The organism is Pseudomonas sp. GW823-FHT02E01, from assembly GCF_058797535.1.
In genome coordinates this window covers 74,008-98,763 of record NZ_JBXAJS010000004.1, presented here as the reverse complement: position 1 = coordinate 98,763, position 24,756 = coordinate 74,008, and the positions used below count along the sequence as shown (strand labels likewise).

At 60.2% G+C, this 24,756-nt stretch carries 18 protein-coding genes; 6 read left to right on the top strand and 12 right to left on the bottom strand.

Annotation, left to right across the window (positions count from 1 at the left end; genetic code table 11):
• The first annotated feature begins 69 nt into the window (after positions 1-69).
• The 3 genes from AC1RDQ_RS10695 to AC1RDQ_RS10685 all read left to right on the top strand — a co-directional run bounded on the left by AC1RDQ_RS10695 (position 70) and on the right by AC1RDQ_RS10685 (position 6,159).
• On the top strand, positions 70-4,497 hold the full coding sequence (locus AC1RDQ_RS10695) for a dermonecrotic toxin domain-containing protein (protein WP_492587213.1): 4,428 nt from the start codon (positions 70-72) through the stop codon (positions 4,495-4,497).
• A 90-nt stretch (positions 4,498-4,587) separates the two neighbouring features.
• Positions 4,588-4,896, top strand: coding sequence for a PsiF family protein (locus tag AC1RDQ_RS10690; protein WP_340312286.1), 309 nt, complete (start codon positions 4,588-4,590; stop codon positions 4,894-4,896).
• Between the two features lie 249 nt (positions 4,897-5,145).
• Positions 5,146-6,159 (top strand): AI-2E family transporter, encoded by a 1,014-nt coding sequence (locus tag AC1RDQ_RS10685; protein ID WP_056725372.1) that lies wholly within the window; start codon positions 5,146-5,148, stop codon positions 6,157-6,159.
• A 124-nt stretch (positions 6,160-6,283) separates the two neighbouring features.
• Here the strand turns inward: AC1RDQ_RS10685 and AC1RDQ_RS10680 are convergent, their stop codons facing one another.
• On the bottom strand, positions 6,284-7,558 hold the full coding sequence (locus tag AC1RDQ_RS10680) for an Hsp70 family protein (protein ID WP_057712201.1): 1,275 nt from the start codon (positions 7,556-7,558) through the stop codon (positions 6,284-6,286).
• A 298-nt stretch (positions 7,559-7,856) separates the two neighbouring features.
• Between AC1RDQ_RS10680 and AC1RDQ_RS10675 the strand changes: the two genes are divergently transcribed.
• Both AC1RDQ_RS10675 and AC1RDQ_RS10670 read left to right on the top strand, forming a co-directional pair.
• Positions 7,857-8,804: a DnaJ C-terminal domain-containing protein gene (locus AC1RDQ_RS10675; protein WP_057712200.1), complete on the top strand. Its 948-nt coding sequence runs from the start codon at positions 7,857-7,859 to the stop codon at positions 8,802-8,804.
• Positions 8,805-8,831: 27 nt separating this feature from the next.
• On the top strand, positions 8,832-9,137 hold the full coding sequence (locus AC1RDQ_RS10670) for a chaperone modulator CbpM (RefSeq protein ID WP_057712199.1): 306 nt from the start codon (positions 8,832-8,834) through the stop codon (positions 9,135-9,137).
• Positions 9,138-9,158: 21 nt separating this feature from the next.
• On the opposite strand, the gene AC1RDQ_RS10665 is transcribed toward AC1RDQ_RS10670, so the two are convergent.
• Complete coding sequence (locus tag AC1RDQ_RS10665) at positions 9,159-10,286, bottom strand: sensor histidine kinase (protein ID WP_492587211.1); 1,128 nt, start codon at positions 10,284-10,286, stop codon at positions 9,159-9,161.
• A gap of 246 nt (positions 10,287-10,532) precedes the next feature.
• Here AC1RDQ_RS10665 and AC1RDQ_RS10660 point away from each other — a divergent pair, with 246 nt between their 5' ends.
• Complete coding sequence (locus tag AC1RDQ_RS10660; protein ID WP_492587209.1) at positions 10,533-15,791, top strand: NEL-type E3 ubiquitin ligase domain-containing protein; 5,259 nt, start codon at positions 10,533-10,535, stop codon at positions 15,789-15,791.
• Between the two features lie 66 nt (positions 15,792-15,857).
• On the opposite strand, the gene ureC is transcribed toward AC1RDQ_RS10660, so the two are convergent.
• From ureC to urtB, 10 genes are all read right to left on the bottom strand, one after another.
• Entirely contained in the window at positions 15,858-17,558 is a 1,701-nt protein-coding gene (gene ureC, locus AC1RDQ_RS10655) for an urease subunit alpha (RefSeq protein WP_407514971.1), read from the bottom strand.
• A gap of 138 nt (positions 17,559-17,696) precedes the next feature.
• The gene (locus AC1RDQ_RS10650; protein WP_057712195.1) at positions 17,697-18,002 is read right to left on the bottom strand and encodes an urease subunit beta; all 306 of its coding nucleotides are present in this window, start codon (positions 18,000-18,002) and stop codon (positions 17,697-17,699) included.
• Positions 18,002-18,535, bottom strand: a complete 534-nt coding sequence (locus AC1RDQ_RS10645) for a GNAT family N-acetyltransferase (protein ID WP_090452874.1) — start codon at positions 18,533-18,535, stop codon at positions 18,002-18,004. The genes AC1RDQ_RS10650 and AC1RDQ_RS10645 overlap by 1 nt, the downstream gene beginning before the upstream one ends.
• Before the next feature lie 6 nt (positions 18,536-18,541).
• A complete protein-coding gene (locus tag AC1RDQ_RS10640) occupies positions 18,542-19,075 on the bottom strand; it encodes a GNAT family N-acetyltransferase (protein WP_057712193.1) in 534 nt (177 codons plus the stop codon).
• Positions 19,076-19,084: 9 nt separating this feature from the next.
• Complete coding sequence (locus AC1RDQ_RS10635) at positions 19,085-19,387, bottom strand: urease subunit gamma (protein ID WP_057712192.1); 303 nt, start codon at positions 19,385-19,387, stop codon at positions 19,085-19,087.
• A gap of 156 nt (positions 19,388-19,543) precedes the next feature.
• On the bottom strand, positions 19,544-20,383 hold the full coding sequence (locus AC1RDQ_RS10630; RefSeq protein ID WP_492587207.1) for an urease accessory protein UreD: 840 nt from the start codon (positions 20,381-20,383) through the stop codon (positions 19,544-19,546).
• A gap of 161 nt (positions 20,384-20,544) precedes the next feature.
• The gene (gene urtE / locus AC1RDQ_RS10625; protein ID WP_090452880.1) at positions 20,545-21,243 is read right to left on the bottom strand and encodes an urea ABC transporter ATP-binding subunit UrtE; all 699 of its coding nucleotides are present in this window, start codon (positions 21,241-21,243) and stop codon (positions 20,545-20,547) included.
• 46 nt (positions 21,244-21,289) lie between these two features.
• Positions 21,290-22,162 carry an urea ABC transporter ATP-binding protein UrtD gene (gene urtD / locus AC1RDQ_RS10620; RefSeq protein WP_492587205.1) on the bottom strand — a complete coding sequence of 291 codons (873 nt, stop codon included), beginning with the start codon at positions 22,160-22,162 and terminating at the stop codon, positions 21,290-21,292.
• The gene (gene urtC / locus AC1RDQ_RS10615; protein WP_090452882.1) at positions 22,159-23,238 is read right to left on the bottom strand and encodes an urea ABC transporter permease subunit UrtC; all 1,080 of its coding nucleotides are present in this window, start codon (positions 23,236-23,238) and stop codon (positions 22,159-22,161) included. Before urtC ends, urtD begins: the two co-directional genes overlap by 4 nt.
• Positions 23,238-24,740 (bottom strand): urea ABC transporter permease subunit UrtB, encoded by a 1,503-nt coding sequence (gene urtB / locus AC1RDQ_RS10610; RefSeq protein ID WP_492587203.1) that lies wholly within the window; start codon positions 24,738-24,740, stop codon positions 23,238-23,240. The genes urtC and urtB overlap by 1 nt, the downstream gene beginning before the upstream one ends.
• Positions 24,741-24,756: the final 16 nt, after the last annotated feature.

The window sequence follows — 24,756 nt, the reverse complement described above, 5'->3', positions numbered from 1 at the left end:
CGAAACAAACTTCATGGGAACAGAATTGGGGCGCTGTAGGCTTCGATCCTCTCTCTAAGTTTGCGAGTAATGATTGTGAAAAATTTTTTGTTGAAGTCTGCGAGTAGCCAAGATTATTTCGATATAAACCAAGAGCACAGTACTCACTACAACTTTATCAAAAGCGCCATTCCCGACTGGATTGTCGATTCTTCGCTTCAGCGGGTGGGTGATTTACGCAACACACCCAAAGTTATTCCCGCCTGGAGCAAAGCGGCGTCCCATACGGAACATGTAGCAGCGAAAGAAGCCACAAAGGTCAGTTGGCAGGCGCAGAACCAGGTCGACCGGATGCTCGGGAAGCTGCAAGATGCCGAATCCTTTGCCCAGCCACTGCTGACCAATGCCCTCAAGAAGCAATTCGGTGTAGTGGTCGATGTTCGTGAAATTTTTCTGCGGTTGTATTTTTCGGCTAAAACATCCGCTTGGGCATTCAATGTCACCGGCGGTGTCGGCAGTCGAACTGTCTCGTTACTTAACGCGTCTCTGCAAAATTTTGCCGAGGGCGAAGTATTTACCAGCGACTCTGCATTTATCACCAGGCCCGACGACATCGGGCGGTTTGAAATAAAGAAGTTGGGAATAACGATCGAACAGTTCAAGACGCTGTGCCGAACTCTGGATATTGGGTCCCAATATAAAAAGTATCTGGAAAGTTATCTGGCTCCCGAAGGTGCCATGGTCCGGGAGGCGGTGCAGCACCGCATCGTCGCCAGTCAGAAAAGCGCCATGAAAGCTGCAGCACATCTGGCATTGATGAAGAAGGACATCGGGGCAGCGGCCTACCTGACCGTGTTGAACATGGTCCTGGGTAAAAAGGGACTGGTGTGGGATGGCGGTCCCGTGCGTTTCTACCACTTGAGCATGCTCGACACCCGTCTGACCGGGATTGTACTGATCGCCGCCGATCTCGATATCCCCGGTGCGAATGTCCGGCGCGTCATTGCCTACGTACCGCACGATCCCGAGCATCCGCTGAAAGAGTATGCCTCGACGGCCGAGTTCGCGCTCGAACTGACTCACCAGCTACGGGGCAACGATCAGGCATCCGGCGCTACCCGGCGCAGCTATCAGGCGTTTTTCAGTCGATTCGTGGATCATTACCAGCGTGGTCATTTCTTCGCCGCGCTCAACGCGAAACTGTGGGAAATCACTTACCACGGCACACAACCGGGCTCCAATCTGCCTGCCTGGCGCGAAACTCAAGTAGATCGCCCCGATTTGCGGATAGCCGCGGTATCGTTCGAAAACGATACCGTCAGCCGTTATAACGGCGATCCGTGGGTTTATCTCTATCAGCAGCAAGTTGACAAGATTTTTGCCGACGGGCGCGCGCTGGCCGTGACCACCGCCGATGCGGACAGTGCCGCACGTTGGGCGTGGATCGAAAACCTGGAAAAAATGCTCTCCGACATCATGCAGGTTGCCTTGCTCGTCGCGACCCCCTTTGTCCCGGTGCTCGGGGAGCTCATGCTGGGGTATATCGCCTATCAACTAGTAGATGGGGTCGTGGAAGGTGTCGTTGAACTCACCCAGGGCGAGTACGTTGAAGCGGCGGAGCATCTGGTCGGCGTCGCTGAAAACCTGGTTCAGTTGGGCACGTTTGCCGTGGGCGGTGCTATCGCCACTCAAGTGGTGAAGCCCAGGTTGTCGTCCTTCCTCGAAGGCGCCCGTCAAGTCACGCTCCGAAACGGTGAGCAGCGGCTATGGGGGAAAAATCTGCAGCCGTACCTGCAACAAAACCTGCGTCTGGCGACGGATTCCAAACCTGACCTTTACGGTCTGCATCAGCATCAGGGCCGGCAGATTCTGTCTTTGGACGATGATCATTTCGAACTCAGGTTCGATTCGCAAACCGGCAAACACCGGGTTCAGCATCCGACCCGTCCCGAGGCCTATCAGCCGGTGGCGGAGAGTAACGGTACTGGCGCTTTTGTAATCGAGGGTGAAACACCTCACACCTGGGATGCCGATGCGCTGATCAAGCGACTCGGTCCGTCGGTGGAGGGGTTGACCGACAAGTTCGGCGACATTCGCACTGTCAGCCGTGCCGATGTCGGTGCGCTGGTACGCATGTACGCCGATAACGAGCGGGCGATCCCTTTGCTCAGCGATACGGTGACCCGGTTCCGGATCGACCGGGATATCCACACCTTCATCCAAAACATCGGCAGCGCCCGTGCACAGGATTATTTGCAGGCCGACCCGCTCTGGCAGTTTCAATTGCTGGACGGCTTGTGGCCTGGCAGAGCGATTGAGCTCAAGGGGGCCGATGGACGAGTGCTGTACACCATCGGGGTCGATGACGAACCTGTCTCTTTCTCTGTGAACCAACTGGCGGATACCGACCTGATCGACACCTTGCTGTTGTTTCTCGATGATGCCGAGACCCGACAACTGCTGGGTGATGAGCCAGATGTACCGGTCGGCAGCCGCACACAAAATGCCACGCGTTTGAGGGGGCAACTCGCGCAATTGGCAGAACGGCGCAAGGCCTCGTTGTTCGACAAACGTTACCGGGATGTCGGGCAAGCCGTCAGTGCCGAGGCAAGGTTCATCCAGGGTGAGGTGCCAGGAATGCCCGGTGTCGTTGCACAAGAGCTGGTCGCGCTGGCGCGCCCAGAGGAGTTGCAGGAGCTCAAGCTGCGCAGGCTTCCCAAACGCCTTGAAGGGTTCGCCGATTGGGCGCTCAGGGACGTGCGGATCAGCCGTGCGTACGAGGGTTTTTATCTGGAGTCGGTCGACAATCCGGACTTCGACGCCTTGGCGTTGCATTCCCTGGAAAACCTGCCTGGCTGGAATGCCAATGTGAGGCTCGAGCTGCGTCACTACCGTTTCGATGGCCGACAACTGGACAGCATCGGCCCCGAGGATGCCGCCATCCGGCGTACGCTCGTCTTAAGCGAAAACGGGTTGATCCAGGCTTGCGACGAGCAAGGCAATGCCCTGCATTCGGGCAGCGATTTGTTTACCTCGATCCTGCAGGCATTACCCGATGCCGAGCGTGATGCGTTGCAGATTCATATCGGTCAGGGCCCGGTCCTGAAGGCTGCATTGCGCGACCATGCCCTGAAACCCTACAGGCTGTTAAGTGTTCTTTCCGGTTTGCCGGAGTTGAAAATTCCGACGTTTGATCCGGCGATCATGCGCCTGCGTGGAGGTGCTCCCACCGTGACCGGTGAGATTGCGCAACTGCAGGACGTCGAGCGACGCGGCTTGGTTTTTGTCGATGGTGCGTTCCATCCGAGCGTCCCCTCGTTCGAACGATACAACTATCTGCGCGGGCTCAAGTTGATGGAAGAAAGCTTGCCCGACGATTGCTGGAAATTACTCTGGAATGGACTCAACAAGGCGAATACCGATGGCTCCGAGGCCAATCTGCGAACGGTACAAAGTATTGAAGTATTGCCCGATCTGCAAAAGCTGATGTCGCCTGAGCAGTTCAATGCAGTGGTCGAACGGTTGTTCACCAAACAGGGCCTGGTGGAGCTCACGGAGTCCGAGCGCAATCTGGGCGCCCGCGCGCGCGATCTCGAGCAAACCGGGCGTCTCGATGAATATCAGGCGCTGCAACGCGCCGTGAGGGAAAACCTCCCGGTGTCCAGCGACCGATGGGTGCCATTGCAGAAGTATGCCGCTGACCTTGAAAGCGACGTCACGACGGCCGCGCAGCCAATCGAAGTGACACCCCAGGTCATGGCCAATCTGCGCCAGGCACAGCGCGCCATCTATCGGGCCAAGGAATTGTTGCCGTTATCGGGCAACCAGTTGCCGAGCATCTGGGAAAAGGGTGGTTCGGCGATCGCGAAAATCAAGGGGCTGCGAGGACTGGATCTGCAGGAAGGTCAATTCACTGCACGGATGTCTCTCGCCGAACATGCGCGTAAAGCCATTGAAATCAAGGGAGGCAATTGTTCGGAAAACTCCAAGGTGACCTTCGCGCTGCTGGCCAGCCAACCGAGAACCTCGCGGATCCACCTCGTCAAAGCCACCGCATTCGATCATCAGTACGTGGTCATTGGCGATGACTTGACCGATCTCAAGCAACTGGTGGTTGCCGATTCGTGGCCGGAGTTTCCAGCCGCCCATACGGCGGACAAGGGCTATTTCGAGTTCGAACTGCCGGCCATTGCAACACTTGAACCCGGCCCCGCCAGCGCAGACTTTGCCTTTATCAACGACGTGCCGGCGGGACGGGCGGCGTTGCCGGAGGTCTCCCGGGACAACACCTTCAGGCAAATAAAAATGAATAAACTGTACAAGTCGGGGGCTTATGCCCAATTCACGTCATTGAAGCTATTGGGAACACAATTTTGTTTGTCGGGGGAAGTCGGAGTGTCGTTCGAGCGATTGCCCGTATCCGTGATCGAAAAACGGATTTCAGCCTTGGCGGGCTATAAGCAGGCATTCAAGGATGTGTTGGCTGAAGAGTCTGCGGCTACGTCCCCGGCGCAATGATCGTTTATGTCTGGAGGAAGGTGTAACAAGGCTTGACTACACTCCTCGTGGAGGCCGCATCTCTCGATGCGGCGACACGGAGAAAACTCCATGAAGATAATGCGTGCCCCTTTGTTGATGATCGGTTTGCTGCTCTGTTCCCAAAGCTTCGCCGCCACAGACCAACAGAACAAGATGACCACCTGCAACGCCGAGGCGACTGCAAAAACCCTCAAGGGCGATGAGCGCAAAGCCTTCATGAGCAATTGCCTCAAGGCCACCCCGGCGGCCAACGATGCCGGCAAAGCCTTGACCCCACAGCAAGAGAAGATGAAGACCTGCAACGCCGACGCCGCCACCAAAGCCCTCAAGGGTGACGAGCGCAAGGCATTCATGAGTGATTGCCTGAAGAAGAAATAATATCGGCTCAAGGACAGTGGTGGCTGTGCTGGCTCCATCGCGAGCAGGCTCGCTCCCACATTTGTCCGGTGTACTCAGTTCCACTGTGGGAGCGAGCTTGCTCCGGGCGGCGCTCCGACGATGGGGCCGCAGAAGGCGCTGCAAGAAATCCTGAACCACCACTAAGGTCGCCCCACACAATCCCTAGTGCTCGCACCGGATCGCTGGCAGACTGCCAATCCTTTTTACGCCGTTCGTTTTTGAGGCTGTATGCCAACGTTTTCTCAGCGTCAAGTCTTGCTGGTCATCAGCTGGGTCATCATTTTTGGCGGACTGCTGCTGGTCCTGCCGCTGCGGTTGCTGCCCAGCCTGCTCGCCGGGTTGCTCGTGTTCGAACTGGTCAACATGCTCACCCCGCAACTGCAACGGCTGATCGAAGGCCGGCGTGCGCGCTGGCTGGCGGTGGCGTTGCTGGGGACTCTGATTGTCAGCGTGCTGTCGCTGATCTTTGCCGGTGCCTTCAGCTTCCTGCTGCACGAGGCGGAAAACCCCGGCGCGTCCCTCGACAAGTTCATGGGAGTGGTCGACCGCGCGCGCGGGCAATTGCCGCCGTTCATCGACGCCTATCTGCCGGCCAGTGCCGCGGAGTTCCGCGTGGCGATTGGCGAATGGGTCAGCAAACACCTCAGTGATTTGCAACTGGTGGGCAAGGACGCGGCGCACATGTTCGTGACCTTGCTGATCGGCATGGTGCTGGGGGCGATCATTGCCTTGCAGCGCGTGCCGGACCTGACCAAGCGCAAACCGCTGGCCGCGGCGTTGTTCGAACGTCTGCACCTGCTGGTCCAGGCGTTTCGCAACATCGTGTTCGCTCAGATCAAGATTTCCCTGCTCAACACCGTCTTCACCGGGATTTTCCTGGCGGTGATCTTGCCGATGTTCGGTATCAAGCTGCCGCTGACCAAAACCCTGATCGTGCTGACGTTCCTGCTCGGCCTGCTGCCGGTGATCGGCAACCTGATGTCGAACACCCTGATCACCATCGTCGGTTTGTCGTTGTCGATCTGGGTCGCTGTGGCGGCGCTGGGTTACCTGATTGTTATCCACAAGCTCGAATACTTCCTCAATGCGCGCATCGTCGGCGGGCAAATCAGTGCCAAGTCGTGGGAGTTGCTGCTGGCGATGCTGGTGTTCGAGGCCGCGTTCGGCCTGCCGGGGGTGGTGGCGGGGCCGATTTACTACGCGTATCTGAAGAGTGAGTTGAAGCAGGTGGGGATGGTTTGATCCGCTGGATCTTTGTTGGCTGATCTGGCCCCATCGCGAGCAAGCTCGCTCCCACAATGGACCTGTGCTCGCAGGACTAATGTGGGAGCGAGCTTGCTCGCGATAGAGGCACCTCGGTTCTGGATCAGTCCATAGAGCCGTAACGCTTGGCCGCTTCAATCGCCAGACCGCTACCGATACTGCCAAAGATGTTCCCTTCCACATGCCGTGCATTCGGCAACATCGCCGAAACACTGTTGCGCAGCGCCGGAATCCCGCTCGAGCCACCGGTGAAAAACACCGTATCGACCTGATCGACCCGCACATCGGCGTCTGCCAGCAGTTGGGTGACGCTGTTGCGCACCCGCTCCAGCAAGCTCTCGATGGCTGACTCGAACAGCGCACGGCTCAGGTCCACGCTCAAGCCCGCTTCAATGCGATCCAGCGGCACGTGGCGATTGTCGGCGTGGGTCAGCTGGATCTTGGTTTCTTCCACTTCCATGGCCAGCCAGTGTCCGGCGCGCTGTTCGATCAACTTGAACAGGCGATCGATGCCACCGGTGTCCTCGATGTCATAGCGCATGCTGCCCAGGGCCAGTTGCGACTTTTGCGAGTACACCGAGTTGATGGTGTGCCAGGTCGCCAGGTTCATGTGGTGACTGGTCGGCATGTAGGCGCCGCTCTTCATGCGGCTGCCGTAGCCGAACAGCGGCATCAGGCCTTGCAGGCTGAGCTGTTTGTCGAAGTCGGTTCCGCCGATGTGCACACCGCCGGTGGCGAGGATGTCCTCGTGGCGGTTATCCACACCCCGACGCTCCGGCGACAGGCGCACCAGCGAGAAGTCTGATGTACCACCGCCGATGTCCACAATCAGGACAAGCTCTTCTTTCTCGATGGTCGACTCGTAGTCGAACGCGGCGGCAATCGGTTCGTACTGGAACGAGACTTCCTTGAAGCCGATCTTGCGCGCCACGTCTACCAGGGTGTCTTCGGCTTCCTTGTCGGCCATCGGGTCATCGTCGACGAAGAACACTGGCCGACCCAGTACCACCTCTTCGAATTCCCGACCAGCGGCGGCTTCGGCGCGGCTCTTGAGTTGACCGATGAACAGCCCGAGCAGGTCCTTGAACGGCATCGCCGTGCCCAGGACGCTGGTGTCGTGCTTGATCAGCTTGGAACCCAGCAGGCTCTTGAGCGAGCGCATCAGGCGGCCTTCGTAGCCTTCCAGGTACTCGTGCAGCGCCAGCCGGCCGTACACCGGGCGACGTTCTTCGATATTGAAGAAGACCACCGACGGCAGGGTGATCTTGTCGTCCTCCAGCGCGATCAGCGTTTCCACGCCGGGGCGCAGCCAGCCGACAGTGGAGTTGGACGTGCCAAAGTCGATACCCAAGGCACGGGCTGGAGATGCGTTGTTCATGTCTTTCAGGTTCCGGTTAAAAAACGGCCGCGCAGTGTATGTCAGAGCGCGCCAGATTCGAAGGCCGGTTATCTGCTAATTCTTCGCAGACAATGCCTTGAAAGATGGGGCATCCCCCCCAAACTACCCTGCATCAACCGGACAGCCGCGGGAGTGCTCGCAAGAAGCCCCGCCTGCTGCCGATAAACTTCTGCTGCGCCGCCCGGTCACAAACTTGAGATCGGTCAAACCAATGGCTGCAAACAAGCGCATGCTGTGGCCTGTGGCGCGATTCTGATAACGGATGGTGATTCCCTCGATGGACTTCAAAGACTATTACAAGATTCTCGGTGTGGAGCCGACCGCAGACGACAAGGCGATCAAGGCCGCCTATCGCAAGCTGGCGCGCAAATACCACCCCGACGTCAGCAAGGAAAAGGATGCCGAGTCCAGGTTCAAGGATGCCTCGGAAGCCTATGAAGCGCTGAAAAGCGCCGACAAACGTGCCGAATATGATGACTTGCGTCGCTATGGCCAGCACGGCCAACCGTTCCAGGGACCTCCGGGCTGGCAGAGCCGTGGTGGCTTCGGTGGCGGTGGCCAGGACACGGGCGATTTCTCGGACTTCTTCAGTTCGATCTTCGGTAACCGTGGGCCAGGTTTTGGTGGTGGTGGACAGTCGCGTCGCAGCACCGGACGTCGAGGGCAGGACGTGGAAATGGAACTTGGGGTCTTTCTCGAAGAAACGCTGTCGACCGAGTCGAAGAAGGTGACCTTCCAGGTACCTCAGTACAACGCGGCCGGCCAGCATGTGAGCAACACCAGCAAAAGCCTGAACGTGAAGATTCCGGCCGGTGTGAGCGACGGTGAGCGCATTCGCCTCAAGGGGCAGGGTGCTCCGGGCGTGGGTGGCGGGGCCAATGGCGACCTGTACCTGACGATCCGTTTTGCGCCGCACCCGAAGTTCGACGTCGAAGGCGAGAACCTGATCATCACCTTGCCACTGGCACCGTGGGAGCTGGCGCTGGGCGCCGAAGTCGCCGTGCCGACCCTGACCGGCAAGATCAACCTCAAGGTCCCGGCCGGCAGCCAGAACGGCCAGCGCATGCGCGCCAAGGGCCATGGCCTGATGAACAAGGCCGGTGAGCGCGGTTACCTGTTCGTGCAGTTGAAGGCCGTGATGCCGAAGAAATCCGACGATGACATCAAGGCCCTGTGGCAGGAGCTGGCGAAAAAAGCCGCGTTCGACCCGCGAGAGCATTTCTGATCCCTTGGAACCGAGGAGTCACTGACTATGAGCAGTCCCCTGATCGTTCAACTGGACATGGCCGAATTCTGTGAGGCGACCGAGTTGTCGGACGTCTACGTGATCGAAATCGTCGAGCACGGCATCCTCGAACCTCAGGGCGCTCAGCCCAAGGACTGGGTTTTCAACGACTACGAGTTGACCCTGGCCAAGCGCGCCGCCAAGCTGCGGCGCGATCTGGACCTGGAATGGGAAGGCGTCGCCCTGGCGTTGGACCTGCTTGAAGAAGTCCAGCAATTGCGGGCCGAGAACCGCATGCTCAAGCAGCGATTGGGGCGTTTGGTGGTCGAATGATTTCCAACAAGCACAAAAGCATCAGACCTTTCTGGGCAACTCCACGGTAAACGTCGTGCCATCAAGCTCATGGGAGCTGACTTCAATTGTCCCCTCATGGGCGTCGACCACTTCCTTGACGATAAACAACCCCAACCCAAGGCTGGTAGTAGGCTCGCCGAGCCCTTCACTGGCGCTGCGCACCAGCGGGTCGAAAATGGTCGGGATCGCATCGGAGGGGATCGGGGCTCCGTCGTTGTGCACTGTCAGTCGGACACTGTCGATCTCCCCCTTGAGAGTCAACTTCACCTCGCGTTTGCTTGAACCATGCTGCAAGGCATTGCCGATCAGGTTCTGCAGCATCTGATCGAGCCGGCGCTGGTCCCAGGTGCCACGTGTGTCACCCTGTACATCCAGGGTCGGTTCGCATTCCGGTTGACCGGCACTGGCCCGGGCAATCGCTTCGCGCGCCGCTTCGGCCAGGTCCATGGGCGCCGGCTCGATCGGCAGACGCTTGCCCAGGCGGCTGCGCACCAGTTCCAGCAAGTCCCCGACCATCACCGCCAGGTGCCCGGTACTGCGCTGGATATTGACCGCGCACTTGAGCGCATCACCGTCGAGCACGGCTTTGCGCAGCAGTAGTTCGGTGGACATGCTCACCGCCTGCAGGGGCGCGCGCAGGTCGTGGCCGAGGATCGCCAGAAAAATGTCCCGAGAGCGATTGACCTGCTCGGCATAAGTGGCCGTGGACTCCGCCAGGGCTTCGTCGATGGCTTCGTTGAAGCGGATCATGTCCTGGAAGTAGGTCAGGTCAGGCGATTGCAGGCTGTTGACCCACAGGCGGATGACACAGGCGCGTAAGTGACGGAACTCACTGGTCATTTGCACCAGATCAAAACCCACGGTATGGCGCAGTGCGCCGTGGCTGGCACCGGCCACGTCGAGGCTGGGGGTTTTCTCCGGTCCTTCGCCGCGCGACTTGGCCGCCTGTTCGGCAGGTGTCTGGGGTTTGCACATGTCCCGCGCCGAGGCCAGCAGGATCGACCGGGCATGGTCGCGCAAGGCAGCGCTGTCCATGGTTTCGGCGGCCGGGGTGATGGTTATGGCGAACTGCTCCCACTCATCGACGATGCGATCAACATGTAACACGATGAATTCGGAAAGACGCATGGCGGTTACCTGAGCAAATCGGGGACAGCGATTCGAATAGTAGTCCCTTTGCCGGAAAAAACACGACCGCTCATGCAGCGGCATAACCGCAGGCATTTCTGGTGGTACATATCTATCGATGGCTCCTTGATTTTCGAACCTTGCGGGCCTTTTTTCAGCCTTGGCCCAACAGTAATTTGGACTTTTGTTTCAGGCGCGGGTGGATAAGTCTGTTAGCTCCAACCCAGCCATCAAGGTGAAAAAACAGTGTCTGATTTGCATGGAAGCAACTCGCTGGAAACGCCCGCCCCAAACAACGGCGTTCATTACGAGCGTGTACTGGGCGCCATACCCGACGCGATAAAAAAGGCGTCGATGTCGAGAATGAAAACCCTCGAAACACTAAGGCCCAAGATCCCCGAGTGGTACAGCGCTGCACGGGAAATCGACCGTCAATACCTGAAGGAGTTGATTGAAGAGCAGGGACGCCTGCAAGGCACTCTGGACAAGACCCTGGGCAACTTGCAACACGACATCAATGCCTTCGCCAAACCGCTGCTCAGTGCGTCGATGCAGGCGAACTTCAATACTGTGGAGACCTTCGACGCACTCAGCGTGCAACTTGAAGTACCCAGTAAAATTGCCTTTGTCATTGATACCGGGGCCAGTCGCGTTCGGCAGTCCACGCTACTGGAAGCGGCGCTGCACAATTTCGAAGAGGCCGAAACAACCGAAGACGCCTGGCTCAACAGCTCCGGTATCTATCGCAAGGATGAGCGCGGCAGCCTTGCGCTTGAGCCCGCGATTTCCTTGCCCAGGTTTGCATCGATGTGCCGCAGCCTCGACATTGGCGGACAGTACCAGCGGCATATCAAATCCATCCTGCTGCCGACCACAGCTGAAGCGCGACGCGCCTTGCAGGACGAGTCGGTGGCCAGTGAAAAAGCCGCTTTTCAGGTGGCGTCACTGGTCGCCCGATTGAAAGGCGATATCAGCGACCATGCCTACGGCAAACTCGGGCAGATGCGCGAAAGCCAGGCCGATACCACGCTGTACGACCGGCCGCTGCATGGCCACCGATTGTCGCTGATGGGCTTTCGGTTGACGGGCATCGTACTGTTCAGTGCCGTCAGCGATCCGTCGCAGATCAAGCAGGCGATAGATGCCTTGACCCCCGACTCAGTGAAATTCTGGAGCGAATGGTCGCAGCGCCTCTCGATATTGCCTGGTGCGGAGTACGAGCGGTTCAAATTGCTGCAGGCGTTTTTCGCCAATGGGCCGCAGGGGCTCAACGATGAGCTTTTGCGCCGCGACGACATCTACCATCAGAGTCGTTTGTCCGGCCACGTGATCGCCTATGTACCGGATGATCCGCAACATCCGCTCAAGGAATACCCCTCGCTGGCCGCGTTCATGAAAACCCTGATCGGTCAGCTGCGAGACACGCAATACCAGGCGTTTTTCAGCCGATTCGTGGCGCAAAAGGACAAGGGGCTGTTTTTCAGCCGGGTCAACGAACGTCTGAAGACGTTTACCTGGCAGCAACGCGAGCCATTGGACATGGGGCCATGGTGGCGTGAAACGGCGGTCGAGAATCCCGATGCAGAACCCGTTACCAATCAGATCACGGGCGACCTGTGGGTGACATTGTTCGTTGAACGCCGCGACAAGGCCATCGTCGATGCCCGACGCATCGCGGTGCCGACCGGCGACGAGGACGCCAGCGCCCGCTTCAAGCGCCTGACCAGTTACCTGAACATTGGCTGGAACCTGTTCAATTTCGCCGCGATGCTGGTGCCCGGTCTGGGCGAAGCGATGCTGGGCATCATGATTGCGCAGATGCTCGCCGAGGTTGCCGAAGGCATCGAAGACTGGAGCAAAGGCGACAAGGAAGAGGCCTCTGCCTATTTCAATGGCGTGCTGATCAACTTTGCGCAGTTGGCGCTCATGGGCGCCGGTCACGGGTTGCCAGGCGGCCAGCTGACGCCGATCAAGGTCTCGCCCTTTGTCGAAGGGCTCAAGCCTGTGGAGGTCGCCGGCAAGCAGCGTTTGTGGAATCCGGACCTGACGTCATATCAACAATCGGTCACCTTGCCCAGGGATGGCGTCGTCGGTGAAAAAGGCTTGTACCGGCACCAGGATCAGGACCTGCTGCATCTCGGCGACAAATGCTACGAAGTCAAACAGGACCCGAACACTGGCCAGCATCGCCTGCAACACCCCTCGCGAGCCGATGCCTATCAGCCCTTGCTGGAGCACAACGGCACCGGCCTGTGGAAAACTGAACTCGATCAACCGCTGGAATGGGATCGGCGTCAATTGCTCCAGCGTCTGGGCGCCTCGGTGGATGGGTTCAGCGATGAAACACTGGAGCAGATCCTGACCGTCAGTGGCGTTAACGAAAATGCGTTGCGCCGGCTCCACGTGGAGCACGAAACCCCACCCGCGCTGCTGACCGATACCCTCAAGCGCTTCAAGGCGTACGCCGACGCCGAAGCTTGCGCAGAGCAGATCCTGGCCGACCGGGTCGGCCAGGAGTGGGCCGATCTTGCCGTGCGCTTCATGACTGAGTTGCCGGGCTGGCCCGAGGGCAAGGCCATCGAAGTGTTCCAGGGGCCGGGCCTGTCGGGGGCGGCGTTCAAGGAAGGCTATGCCGGCGCGTTGCCCGCCGATACCTTGCAGATGACCTGGCAGGATTTGCTCGCCGGTGCGCTGCCTGCACGTGTGGTCGGGTTCCTGGATGAACAGGCCCTTCGCGAGATGCTGGGGCAGTGGTTTTCCGGAGACAAAACGGCGCGCACCAAGGCCTTGCGCGATCGCCTGGCCGAGCAGGCGCGGGGCAGCAAAAGGCGTTTGTTCGACAAGTTGTACGAGCGTCGGGAGCGTGCAGACGATCCCCGTGTGAGCTTGCTCAAGGGGCACGAGTCGTCGCTTTCGACCAGTGTGGCGCAAGTGCTTGTGGAACACGCACACCCCTCGGACCTGCAACATTGGGCCGAGAAACAGCGCGTGCCCTTGAGGTTGTCCCAACAGGCCTTCGAAGCGGCGGACCAGCTGCGAGTGGCGCGAGCGTATGAAGGCCTGTACCTCGGCGAGCTGCACAACACCGACACCGAGCGCCTGGAGCTGCACTCACTGGCAGCCCTGCCGGGCTGGCCCTCGGACCTGCGCCTGGAAATCCGTGAACGTTCTTTTTCAGGGACGCTGCTAGACAGCCTCGGCCCGCAGGACGCGCCCATCCGCAGAGTGTTGATCCAGAGTTCGGATCTCCGATATGAAGCACGGGACGCGGGCGATCAACACCTGCACGGGTTGGACAATCTGTATGCCGCCGTGCTGCACGCATTGCCCGACTCCCAGCGTGTCGCCCTGGGTTTTGAAATTCATGACGCGGCAGGCCTTGAGCAGGCAGTAAAGACAAAGCCACTGGATCGAGCTGTGCTCGAGCCGATCCTGCGCGACAACCCGGTGCTCAAACCGTCCTACGACCCGACCGTCATGCGCTTGCGCGGCGGCATGCCGGGTTATGCGCAACAGGTCCCGCGCGGCATGGGGTTGCGCCGGCGGGCTCGCTCGCTGTATCCGGCCTTCACCCCGGAGGAAATCGAAACGCTGTTGACCGGGTTCAGCCAGAACGGTGGTTCGGTCCATGAAGGCCTGGCCGCGCTGGAGGCCGAGCTCAATCAGTTGAACCGCGCCATGCAACGCTGGATGAACTCGCCGACCGAGTCCTTTCGTTTTAGCCCGGCGGGCGTGGCGCAGTGGCATGCGCGAAACAACATCTACAAAGCGCTCAGGCAATGCTGGCAGCGCACCGGGCCGGAGGGCATCGAGGCTTCCGGTATCATGCGGCCCCAAGCGTTGAAACTGGACAACATTCCCAAGTTGAGCCAGCTGCTTGAAACCCTGCCGAGGCTCGAGGCCAACTTCGATCATGTCACCAGCCTGAGCCTGCGCGGTGGGCAGTTGCGTTCCGGGCACATGTCGTTCCTCGACTCGTTCCATCAGGTGCGCTACCTCAATCTGCAAGACAATCTGCTGACGGCCGTTCCGCAAGCGCTGAAGGACATGCGTCATCTCACCGACCTGTTCCTCAACGACAACCGCATTGAGATGGATGTGCTGGCGGTGGATCGCCTGAAGAATCTGACACGCTTGAGGTCGTTGGGGCTGCGCGGCAACCCGCTGAAGCTCATTCCTGATGTCAGCCGGATGCCGCATTTGCAGGTGCTGATGCTGAGTGACGCCGGTCTGGACAGTTGGCCTGTCGGTCTGTTTTCCCAATCGCGGCCTCGCAGTATTTTCATTGATCTGAGCCGCAATCCGATCAGCCGGATACCGGAAGTCGCACCCGGATCGTTTCGCGCCGAGTTGCTGGCGCGCACGGTGATCAGTCGGGGGCCGCACTGGATCTCGCCGGAAAACCTCGACACCCTCAAGTTTTACATCGAGTCGGTCGGCATGGACCCGGACCGCCCTTACCCACCCCGAGGCCTGCTCGACAGCTCGGAATGGGCGGCGGGCATGACCGAGCGGCAATGGCAGGAAAAACAGGAAGTCTGGAACGCCGTCGAGGACGAATTCGATTCGGTGCCGTTTTTCAACGAAGTCCGCAAACTCACCCAATCCGCCGACTTCAAGGCCGGCGATACCTATCAGACGGAACTGACGGCCAAGGTCTGGCGCATGCTTGAGGCCATGGCCAGCGACACTGAACTGCGCATCAAGTTGTTCAACGAAGCCGCAACCCCCACCGAATGCGTGGATGGCGGGACGCAACTGTTCAATGCCATGGGCGTGCAGGTGATGGTTCACGAGGCCTACGCCCTCGTGCGCGCGGATCTGATCGAGACGCAATTGCTTGAGCTGGCCCTGGGTAAATCCCGGCTCGATGAACTCGGCGCCATCGCCCGTCACCGGGTGTCTGAGCGATTGGCGAAGGGAGAACAGCTCCGTCGGACCGGTGCCGATGGCGAAGTGACCGGCACTATCGATGAAGTGGAAGTACACCTGGCCTACATGACCGATCTGGCGCAGCGCCTGGATTTGCCGTGGCAGGCACGGGGCATGCAGTTTCGCAGCATCGCCGAGGTCAGCAAAGAGATGATCGAGGCAGCGCTCCAGCGGATCAAGGCGCTGGAGGAGGGTGATCTGCTGATCGACCGGGTCTTTGAGCAACCGCTCTGGAAGTCCTGGCTGGAGTCGACTTACCGCGAGGAATTGAATGGCTTGAAACGCCGGATCGACGCCACCACCGATTTGCAGGACGCGTTGCAGCGCAGGGCTGAAGGTACGCGGCTCACCACCGAGGAAAAGGCTGCAGTGGAGTTGGAAATCAAGGGGCTGTGCAGCGAATTGGACAAACCTGAAACTGACTTTGCGGATGGCCGGCTGATGACTGAAGAGGCGTATGGTCAAGCCTTGAATGACATCGACCGACAGATCACGCAGCAGCTGAAAAACCTGACCCGAGAAGCGATGACGCGGGCCAGGCTGGACCGGCTGCGGATTGGGGCCGATCAATAATCACGGAAAAAACAAAGGCCTCGACACCCTGGGTGCGAGGCCTTTGTGTGGGGTGCAACAAACGGCTCAGAACAGGAAATACCGCTGCGCCATCGGCAAGGTTTGCGCTGGCTCACACCACAGCAACACGCCATCGGCCTTGACCTGATAGGTCTGCGGATCGACGTCGATGTTCGGCAGGTAGTCGTTGTGGATCAGGTCGGTTTTCTGCACGTCGCGGCAACCTTTGACCACTGCGATTTTCTTTTTCAAACCCAGGGCTTCGGGCAAGCCTGCATCCTGCGCCGCCTGGCTGATGAAGGTCAGGCTGGTGGCGTGCAGCGAACCTCCGTAGCTGGCGAACATCGGGCGGTAGTGCACCGGTTGTGGCGTCGGGATCGAGGCATTGGCGTCGCCCATCAGGCTGGCCGCGATGGCACCACCCTTGAGAATCAGCGTCGGTTTCACGCCAAAAAACGCCGGGCGCCAGAGCACCAGGTCGGCCCATTTACCCACTTCGACCGAGCCCACTTCATGGCTGATGCCGTGGGTGATCGCCGGGTTGATGGTGTACTTGGCGATGTAGCGTTTGGCGCGGAAGTTGTCGTTGCCTGCACCATCGCCGGGTAGCGGCCCGCGTTGTCTTTTCATCTTGTCGGCAGTCTGCCAGGTGCGGGTGATGACTTCGCCGACCCGCCCCATGGCCTGGCTGTCTGAGCTGATCATCGAGAACGCACCGAGGTCGTGGAGGATGTCTTCGGCGGCAATCGTCTCGCGGCGGATTCGGCTTTCGGCGAAGGCCACGTCTTCGGCAATGCTTGGGTCGAGGTGGTGGCAGACCATCAGCATGTCCAGGTGTTCATCAATGGTGTTGCGGGTGAACGGCCGGGTCGGGTTGGTGGAGCTTGGCAGCACGTTGGCAAGACCGCAGGCCTTGATGATGTCCGGCGCGTGACCGCCACCGGCACCTTCGGTGTGATAGGTGTGAATGGTGCGGCCCTTGAAGGCGGCAATGGTGGTCTCGACGAAGCCGGATTCGTTGAGGGTGTCGGTGTGGATCGCCACCTGCACGTCGAACCGGTCGGCCACGCTCAGGCAGTTGTCGATACTCGCCGGCGTGGTGCCCCAGTCCTCATGCAACTTGAGGCCGATGGCGCCGGCCTTGACCTGTTCGATTAACGGCTCGGGCAGGCTGGCGTTACCTTTGCCGGTGAGGCCGATGTTCATCGGGAAGGCATCGGCGGCCTGGAGCATGCGCGCCAGGTGCCACGGCCCGGAGGTGCATGTGGTCGCATTGGTGCCGGTGGCCGGTCCGGTGCCGCCACCGATCATGGTGGTGACGCCGCTCATCAATGCCTCTTCGATCTGCTGCGGGCAAATGAAGTGGATATGGGTGTCGATGCCGCCGGCGGTGAGGATCATGCCTTCGCCAGCGATGACTTCGGTGCTGGCGCCGATGGCGATGGTCACGTTCGGTTGCACGTCCGGATTGCCCGCCTTGCCTATGCCGGCGACCCGTCCGTCCTTGAGGCCGACGTCAGCTTTGACGATGCCCCAGTGATCGATGATCAGTGCGTTGGTAATCACCGTGTCGACCACTTCGGCGGCGAGCAGCTGGCTTTGGCCCTGGCCGTCGCGGATGACTTTGCCGCCGCCAAATTTCACTTCTTCGCCGTAGGTGGTGAAGTCCTGTTCCACTTCGATCCACAACTCTGTGTCGGCCAGGCGCACCTTGTCGCCGACGGTGGGACCGAACATGTCGGCGTAGGCTTGACGGGAAATCTTCATGTGTTCGCCTTGAGATTCAATTGAATTTGAAACCGTTCGCTGCGCTCGCATCGCGAGCAAGCTCGCTCCCACAGTTGATCGCGTTCCCCTGTGGGAGCGAGCTTGCTCGCGATGGGGGCGGTACTGACAACGCATTAATCAGAGATCGCCCATGATCCGCCCGGCAAACCCGAACACCCGACGATGCCCCGCCAGATCGACAAGTTCGACCTGGCGACTCTGCCCCGGCTCGAAACGCACGGCGGTGCCGGCGGGGATGTTCAGGCGCATGCCGCGGCTGGCGGCGCGGTCAAAGTTCAGGGCGTCATTGGTTTCGAAAAAGTGGTAATGCGAACCGACCTGGATCGGCCGGTCACCGCTGTTGGCCACCGTCAGGCTGATCGTGCGGCGGCCGACGTTAAGTTCGATGTCGCCGGGCTGGATCTGGTATTCACCGGGAATCATCAATGGGCTCCTTGGAGAATCTTGTAGAAGAAGGCAGTGGGCTTGTAGCGGCCGCTCGGGTCGCAGGCGTAATCGGGAATTTCCCCGGCGCGGGTGTAACCCAGGGCTTTGTAGAAATCTTCGGCGGGCGAGCCTGCTTCAGTATCGAGGAAGAGCATGCCGCGCTTGTGTTGCAGGGCGGCCTGTTCCAGCGCACTCATCAACTGTTGGCCTAGACCACGCCGCCGGGCATGCTCGCGCACCAGCAGTTTCTGCACTTCGGCGCGGTTCAAACCGTTGGCTTTGCGGCACAACCCCAATTGCACGCTGGCTTGCACCTGTTCGTCCTTGACCACTACCCACAGCAACACATTGCCCTTGATCAGATTGTCCTGAACCTCATCGAAATAGGCGTGTGCCTGCGTCGCATCGAGATCGGCCATGAAGCCGACGCTGGCGCCATAGCCGACGGCGTCGAGTAGCAGATCAATCAGGCCCTGACGGTAGTGCGCGAAACTTTCTACATTGACGCGTCGCAGTTGGGCGGGGTTCATGGGCAATCACTCCTTGTTGGCGGCAGGTGGCTGTGCGCCAGGATTGAGGGTCAGTTGCATGAAGGTCAGGTCCAGCCAGCGACCGAACTTGGTGCCCACCTGTGGCATCTGCCCGGTGGTAATAAAACCGATGCGCTCATGCAGGCGAATCGAGGCGGCGTTGCCACTTTCGATGGCCGCGACCATGACGTGTTTGCCACAGTCTCTGGCGCGCTCGATCAGCACGTCCATCAGCTTTGGACCGAGGCCATTGCCGCGTTGATCGCTGCGCACGTAGACCGAATGCTCGACGGTGTGGCGGAAGCCGTCGAACGGGCGCCAGTCGCCGAACGAGGCGTACCCGAGCACTGTGTCGTCGGCATCGACAATCACCAGAATCGGATAAGCCTGGGATTGCCGGGCGCTGAACCAGGCCTGGCGGTTGCCGAGGTCGACCGCCTGCTCGTTCCAGATCGCCGTGGTGTTGAGTACCGCGTCGTTGTAAATGTCACGGATGGCTGGCAGGTCGGCATGCACGGCATCGCGGATGTGGTAGGTCATGGCGCGGCCTCAGGCGATGGGTTGGTGGACGGTGACCAGTTTGGTGCCGTCGGGGAACGTGGCCTCGACCTGGATTTCCGGGATCATTTCCGGGATGCCTTCCATCACTTGTTCGCGGCTCAGCAGGGTGGTGCCCAGGTGCATCAGGTCGGCCACGGTCTGGCCATCGCGGGCGCCTTCAAGCAGCGCGGCGGAAATGTAAGCCATGGCCTCCGGGTAATTGAGTTTCACGCCGCGAGCCAAACGCCGCTCGGCCACCAGGCCGGCGGTGAAGATCAGCAGCTTGTCTTTTTCGCGTGGGGTCAGGTCCATCGTAGACATCCATCCGGGCAGATTAAAAAGAGTGGGATCTGCTTGCACAGAACCCCTGTAGGAGCGGGCCTGCTCGCGATGGCGTCGGCACATTCAACATAAATGACGCCTGATACACCGCTATCGCGAGCAGGCTCGCTCCTACAGAAAAGCAATTCAGGTGTTCCATATTCTGGGTGGCAAGGCTTCACGGCCAAGCAAGACTGGACGCAACAACTTCCAGAGTTTAATCAACCACCCTCGCGCCAACAGCGCCTCACTGGCCAGGCATCGGGCAACCAACAACCCCGGCAACTGCGTCAGATCCCCGCGCACGTCATGGCTCAGCGAGCGGCAGCGCTCCAGCAGTTCGCTATCAATTTCACCCGTCACCAGCAATGTCGCAAACACCGATTGCCCATCCAGCCCAATCGGCGAGTCCAGCAAACCGTCAGCCCCGACAATGCGCTGGCGTTCGTGCCAGAGCAACTGGCCGTCGCGGCGGATATCCAGTTGCGCCTGGAAGTGCCCAAGGTCGAAGCGTTCGCCACTGGCCGGACGGCCCAGGGCCACGACGTCCCAGTAGAACAAACGGGCATCGCCTTCAAGGTCAATCCCGGTGCTGAGTTCAGCCTGCGCCGCACTGAAAATGATCGTCTCCTGGGGCAACCATTCCAGTGTCGCACCGGCCGCCACCTTCAACTTCAGCTGCTGATAGGCGGGGCCGGCGGCGCGATACCACTTGGCCGCGCCGGGGCTGGTGATTTGTGCCCAGGCATCACGCTCGACGCTGGCCGAAATGTCCAGTCGATCACCGCCGGCAATTCCGCCTGGGGGGTGGACGATGATGTGCTGGCAGACTTCAGGCCCTTCGGCGTAAAGGTGCTTTTGCACCCGCAACGGACCTTTGTGACGGCGCTGGATCGGGCGGGTGGTGTTGTCGAACCGGGCGTAGCCCAGTTCCAGTTCGGCATGCCAACTGGGGGTAAACAAAACGCCGGATGCAGGAAGAGTCATGGTCAGTGCTTATCGAGAGGTCCTCAGGAGGGTTGCAAAGGCTGTGCCGCAGGGCATCACTGGAAGGAGAGCGCCGTTGAACGTCGCCGCGCACCAGTTGGGGGCGCTGCGTGGAAGATGGTGCGACAAAATGGTGCTTCGAGCCCGCTGTGGACAGAAGCTCAGATCGTGACCAGCCCGCGCACCCCTTCAGCTTCCATATTCTCGCCGCGACCCTGTTGCACGATTTCGCCCCGGGACATCACCAGGTATTGATCGGCCAGTTCGGCGGCGAAATCGTAGAACTGCTCGACCAGTAGAATAGCCATGTCGCCCCGGGCCGCGAGTTTTTTGATCACGGCACCGATCTCCTTGATCACCGAGGGTTGGATGCCTTCGGTGGGCTCATCGAGGATCAGCAGGCGAGGGCGGCTGGCCAGTGCACGGCCGATGGCCAGTTGTTGTTGCTGGCCTCCGGACAGGTCACCCCCTCGGCGTTGTTTCATTTGCAGCAGTACCGGGAACAGCTCATATATGAACGCCGGGACTTCTTTCGCCTCGCTGCCGGGAAACCGCGACAGGCCCATCAGCAGGTTCTCTTCCACGGTGAGGCGGCCGAAGATCTCCCGGCCCTGTGGCACGTAGGCGATGCCGGCATGCACACGCTGGTGTGGCTTGAACGTGGTGATCGGCTTGCCTTCCCAGTTCACGGAGCCTTCCTTCGCTGGCAGCAGACCCATCAGGCATTTGAGCAAGGTGGTCTTGCCCACGCCATTTCGGCCGAGCAGGCAGGTGACTTCGCCGACCTTCACGTCAAACGTCAGGCCGCGCAGGATGTGGCTTCCGCCGTAGTACTGGTGCAGCTTTTCGACTTGCAGCATTTCCAGATTCTCCTCAGATCCCACAGTTGGATAGGTGTTTGCAGGTTTAGCGACCGAGATACACCTCGATCACCCGCTCGTTGTCCTGCACCTGCTCCAGCGACCCTTCGGCCAGCACGCTGCCCTGATGCAACACCGTGACGTGGTCGGCAATCGAGCCGACGAAGCCCATGTCGTGTTCCACCACCATCAGCGAGTGCTTGCCGGCCAGGCTCTTGAACAGCTCGGCGGTGAATTCGGTTTCGGCGTCGGTCATGCCCGCGACCGGTTCGTCGAGCAGCAGCAATTGCGGGTCCTGCATCAGCAGCATGCCGATCTCCAGGAATTGTTTCTGGCCGTGGGACAACAGGCCGGCTGGGCGATTGACCGACGAGGTCAGGCCAATGGTGTCCAGCACTTGGGCGATGCGGTCTTTCTGCTCGCCGCTCAAGCGCGCCCGCAGGCTGGCCCAAACGGATTTGTCGGTTTTCTGCGCCAGCTCAAGGTTTTCAAACACGCTCAAGGCTTCGAACACCGTCGGCTTCTGGAACTTGCGGCCGATACCGGCCTGGGCGATCCGCACTTCGCTCATTTGCGTCAGGTCCAGGGTTTCGCCGAACCAGGCCTTGCCGTGACTGGGGCGCGTCTTGCCGGTGATCACGTCCATCAGGGTGGTCTTGCCCGCGCCGTTGGGGCCGATGATGCAGCGCAGTTCGCCGACGCCGATGTACAGGTTCAGATTGTTCAACGCGCGGAAGCCATCGAAGCTGACGCTGATGTCTTCCAGGGTCAGGATGGTGCCGTGGCGCGTGTTCAGCCCTTTGCCGGCACGTTGGCCGAGGCCGATGGCATCGCGGCTGCTGCCGGCGTCGCGGTTGGGTTCCAGTGGCGGAAAGAACGCCGGTTCGAGCATGAATTCAGCCGTTGCAGTGACTCTCATGATTCACCTCTTTTTTTCAGCAGACCGATCACGCCCTTGGGCAGGTACAGGGTCACGACGATGAACAGCGCACCAAGGAAGAACAGCCAGTATTCGGGGAACGCGACGGTGAACCAGCTCTTCATGCCGTTGACCACACCGGCACCGAGCAACGGACCAATCAAGGTGCCGCGACCGCCAAGGGCCACCCACACCGCTGCTTCGATAGAATTGGTCGGCGACATCTCACTCGGGTTGATGATCCCCACTTGCGGCACGTACAGCGCACCGGCCAGGCCACACAACACCGCGCTCAATACCCAGACAAACAACTTGAACCCGCGCGGGTCGTAGCCGCAGAACATCAGGCGGTTTTCTGCATCGCGCAGCGCAGTCAGTACCCGTCCGAATTTGCTTTGCGCCAGGCGCCAGCCGATAAACAGGCTCGCCACCAGCAACAGCACCGTGGCGAAAAACAGCACCGCGCGGGTGCCCGGCTCGGTGATGCCGAAGCCGAGAATCGTGCGGAAGTTGGTGAAGCCGTTGTTGCCGCCGAAGCCGGTTTCGTTGCGGAAAAACAGCAGCATCCCGGCGAAGGTCAGGGCCTGGGTCATGATCGAGAAATACACGCCCTTGATCCGCGAGCGGAAGGCGAAGAAGCCGAACACCAAGGCCAGCAACCCCGGCGCCAAAACCACCAGGCACAGGGTCCAGAGGAAGCTGCTGGTACCGGTCCAGAACCACGGCATTTCGGTCCACGACAGGAACGTCATGAAGGCCGGCAAGCCATCGCCCGAGGCCTGGCGCATCAGGTACATGCCCATGGCATAGCCGCCGAGGGCGAAGAACAGGCCGTGCCCCAAGGACAGCAGGCCGGCGTAACCCCACACCAGATCCAGCGCCAGTGCGACGATGGCGTAGCAAAGAATCTTGCCCACCAGGGTCAGCGTATAAGCTGAAACATGCAGCGTGCTGTCCACCGGTAACAACGACAGGAGCGGCAGCGCCAACAGTAGAGCGAGAATCACTGCACCGACGGCAATCGAGGCTTTAGGGCCGGCTTTTTGGGTCGCGGTAACGAGCAGGGGCTGGTTCATCAGTCGATCACCCGTCCTTTGAGTGCGAAGAGGCCTTGCGGACGTTTCTGGATGAACAGAATGATCAGCGCGAGGATGAGGATCTTGCCGAGTACGGCGCCGATCTGCGGTTCGAGAATCTTGTTGGCGATCCCCAGGCCAAACGCCGCCAGCACGCTACCGGCCAACTGACCGACACCGCCGAGCACCACCACCAGGAACGAGTCGATGATGTAGCTCTGGCCGAGGTCCGGGCCGACGTTGCCGATCTGGCTCAGGGCCACGCCGCCAAGACCGGCGATGCCCGAACCGAGACCGAAGGCGAGCATGTCCACGCGTCCGGTGGGCACGCCGCAGCAGGCGGCCATGTTGCGGTTCTGGGTGACGGCGCGCACGTTAAGGCCCAGGCGAGTCTTGTTCAGCAGCAGCCAGGTCAGCACCACCACAAACAGCGCAAAGGCAATGATGACGATGCGGTTGTACGGCAGCACCAGGTTCGGCAGCACTTGAATACCGCCCGACAGCCACGCGGGGTTGGCCACTTCGACGTTCTGCGCGCCGAACACCAGACGAACCAGTTGAATCAGCATGAGGCTGATGCCCCAGGTGGCGAGCAGGGTTTCCAGTGGGCGGCCATAGAGGTGGCGAATCACCGTGCGCTCCAGCGCCATGCCGATGGCCGCGGTGACGAAAAACGCCACCGGTAGCGCGATCAGCGGATAGAACTCGATGGCCTGCGGGGCGAAGCGCTGGAACATCAGTTGCACGACGTAGGTCGAGTAGGCGCCGAGCATCAGCATCTCGCCGTGGGCCATGTTGATCACGCCGAGCAGGCCGAAGGTGATCGCAAGTCCCAGGGCCGCGAGCAGCAGAATGGAGCCCAGGGACATGCCGCTGAATGCCTGGCCGAGCATCTCGCCGACCAGCAGTTTGCGTTTGACTTGAGCGAGGCTGGTTTCAGCCGCAGTACGTACGGTGGCATCGGTTTCAACGCCAGGCTCGAGCAAGCCTTCGAGACGGGTGTGGGCCAGCGGGTCACCGGTTTCACCGAGCAGGCGGACGGCTGCGAGGCGCACGGCCGGGTCGCTGTCGACCAATTGCAGGTTGGCCAGGGCGAGACTCAGGGCACTGTGGACGCCTTCGTCCTTTTCGCCCGTCAGCTGCTGGTCGAGGAATTTCAACTGCGCCGGTTTGGCACTTTTCTGTAGTTGCTGCGCAGCGGCCAGACGCAATTTGGCGTCGGCGGCGAGCAGTTGGTGGCTGGCCAGGGCGGTGTCGATCAAGCCCCGCAAGCGATTGTTCAGGCGCAAGGTTTTCGGCTGGTCGTCGACGGTCAATTCGCCTTGTTGCAGGGCGTTGATCAATTCGATGCGGGCCGGATCGGGCTGCGCGGCCCAGGCTTCCAGCAGCCTGGCTTGCTGCACGGGATTGGCGGCGACGAAGTCTTCGGCGTCGCCAGCGTGAGTGGCCATCGGCAGCAAGAGTGCAATGGCGAAAATGATGCGGTAAAGGGCGGTGGGCATAGAGAGTCGCCTTGAC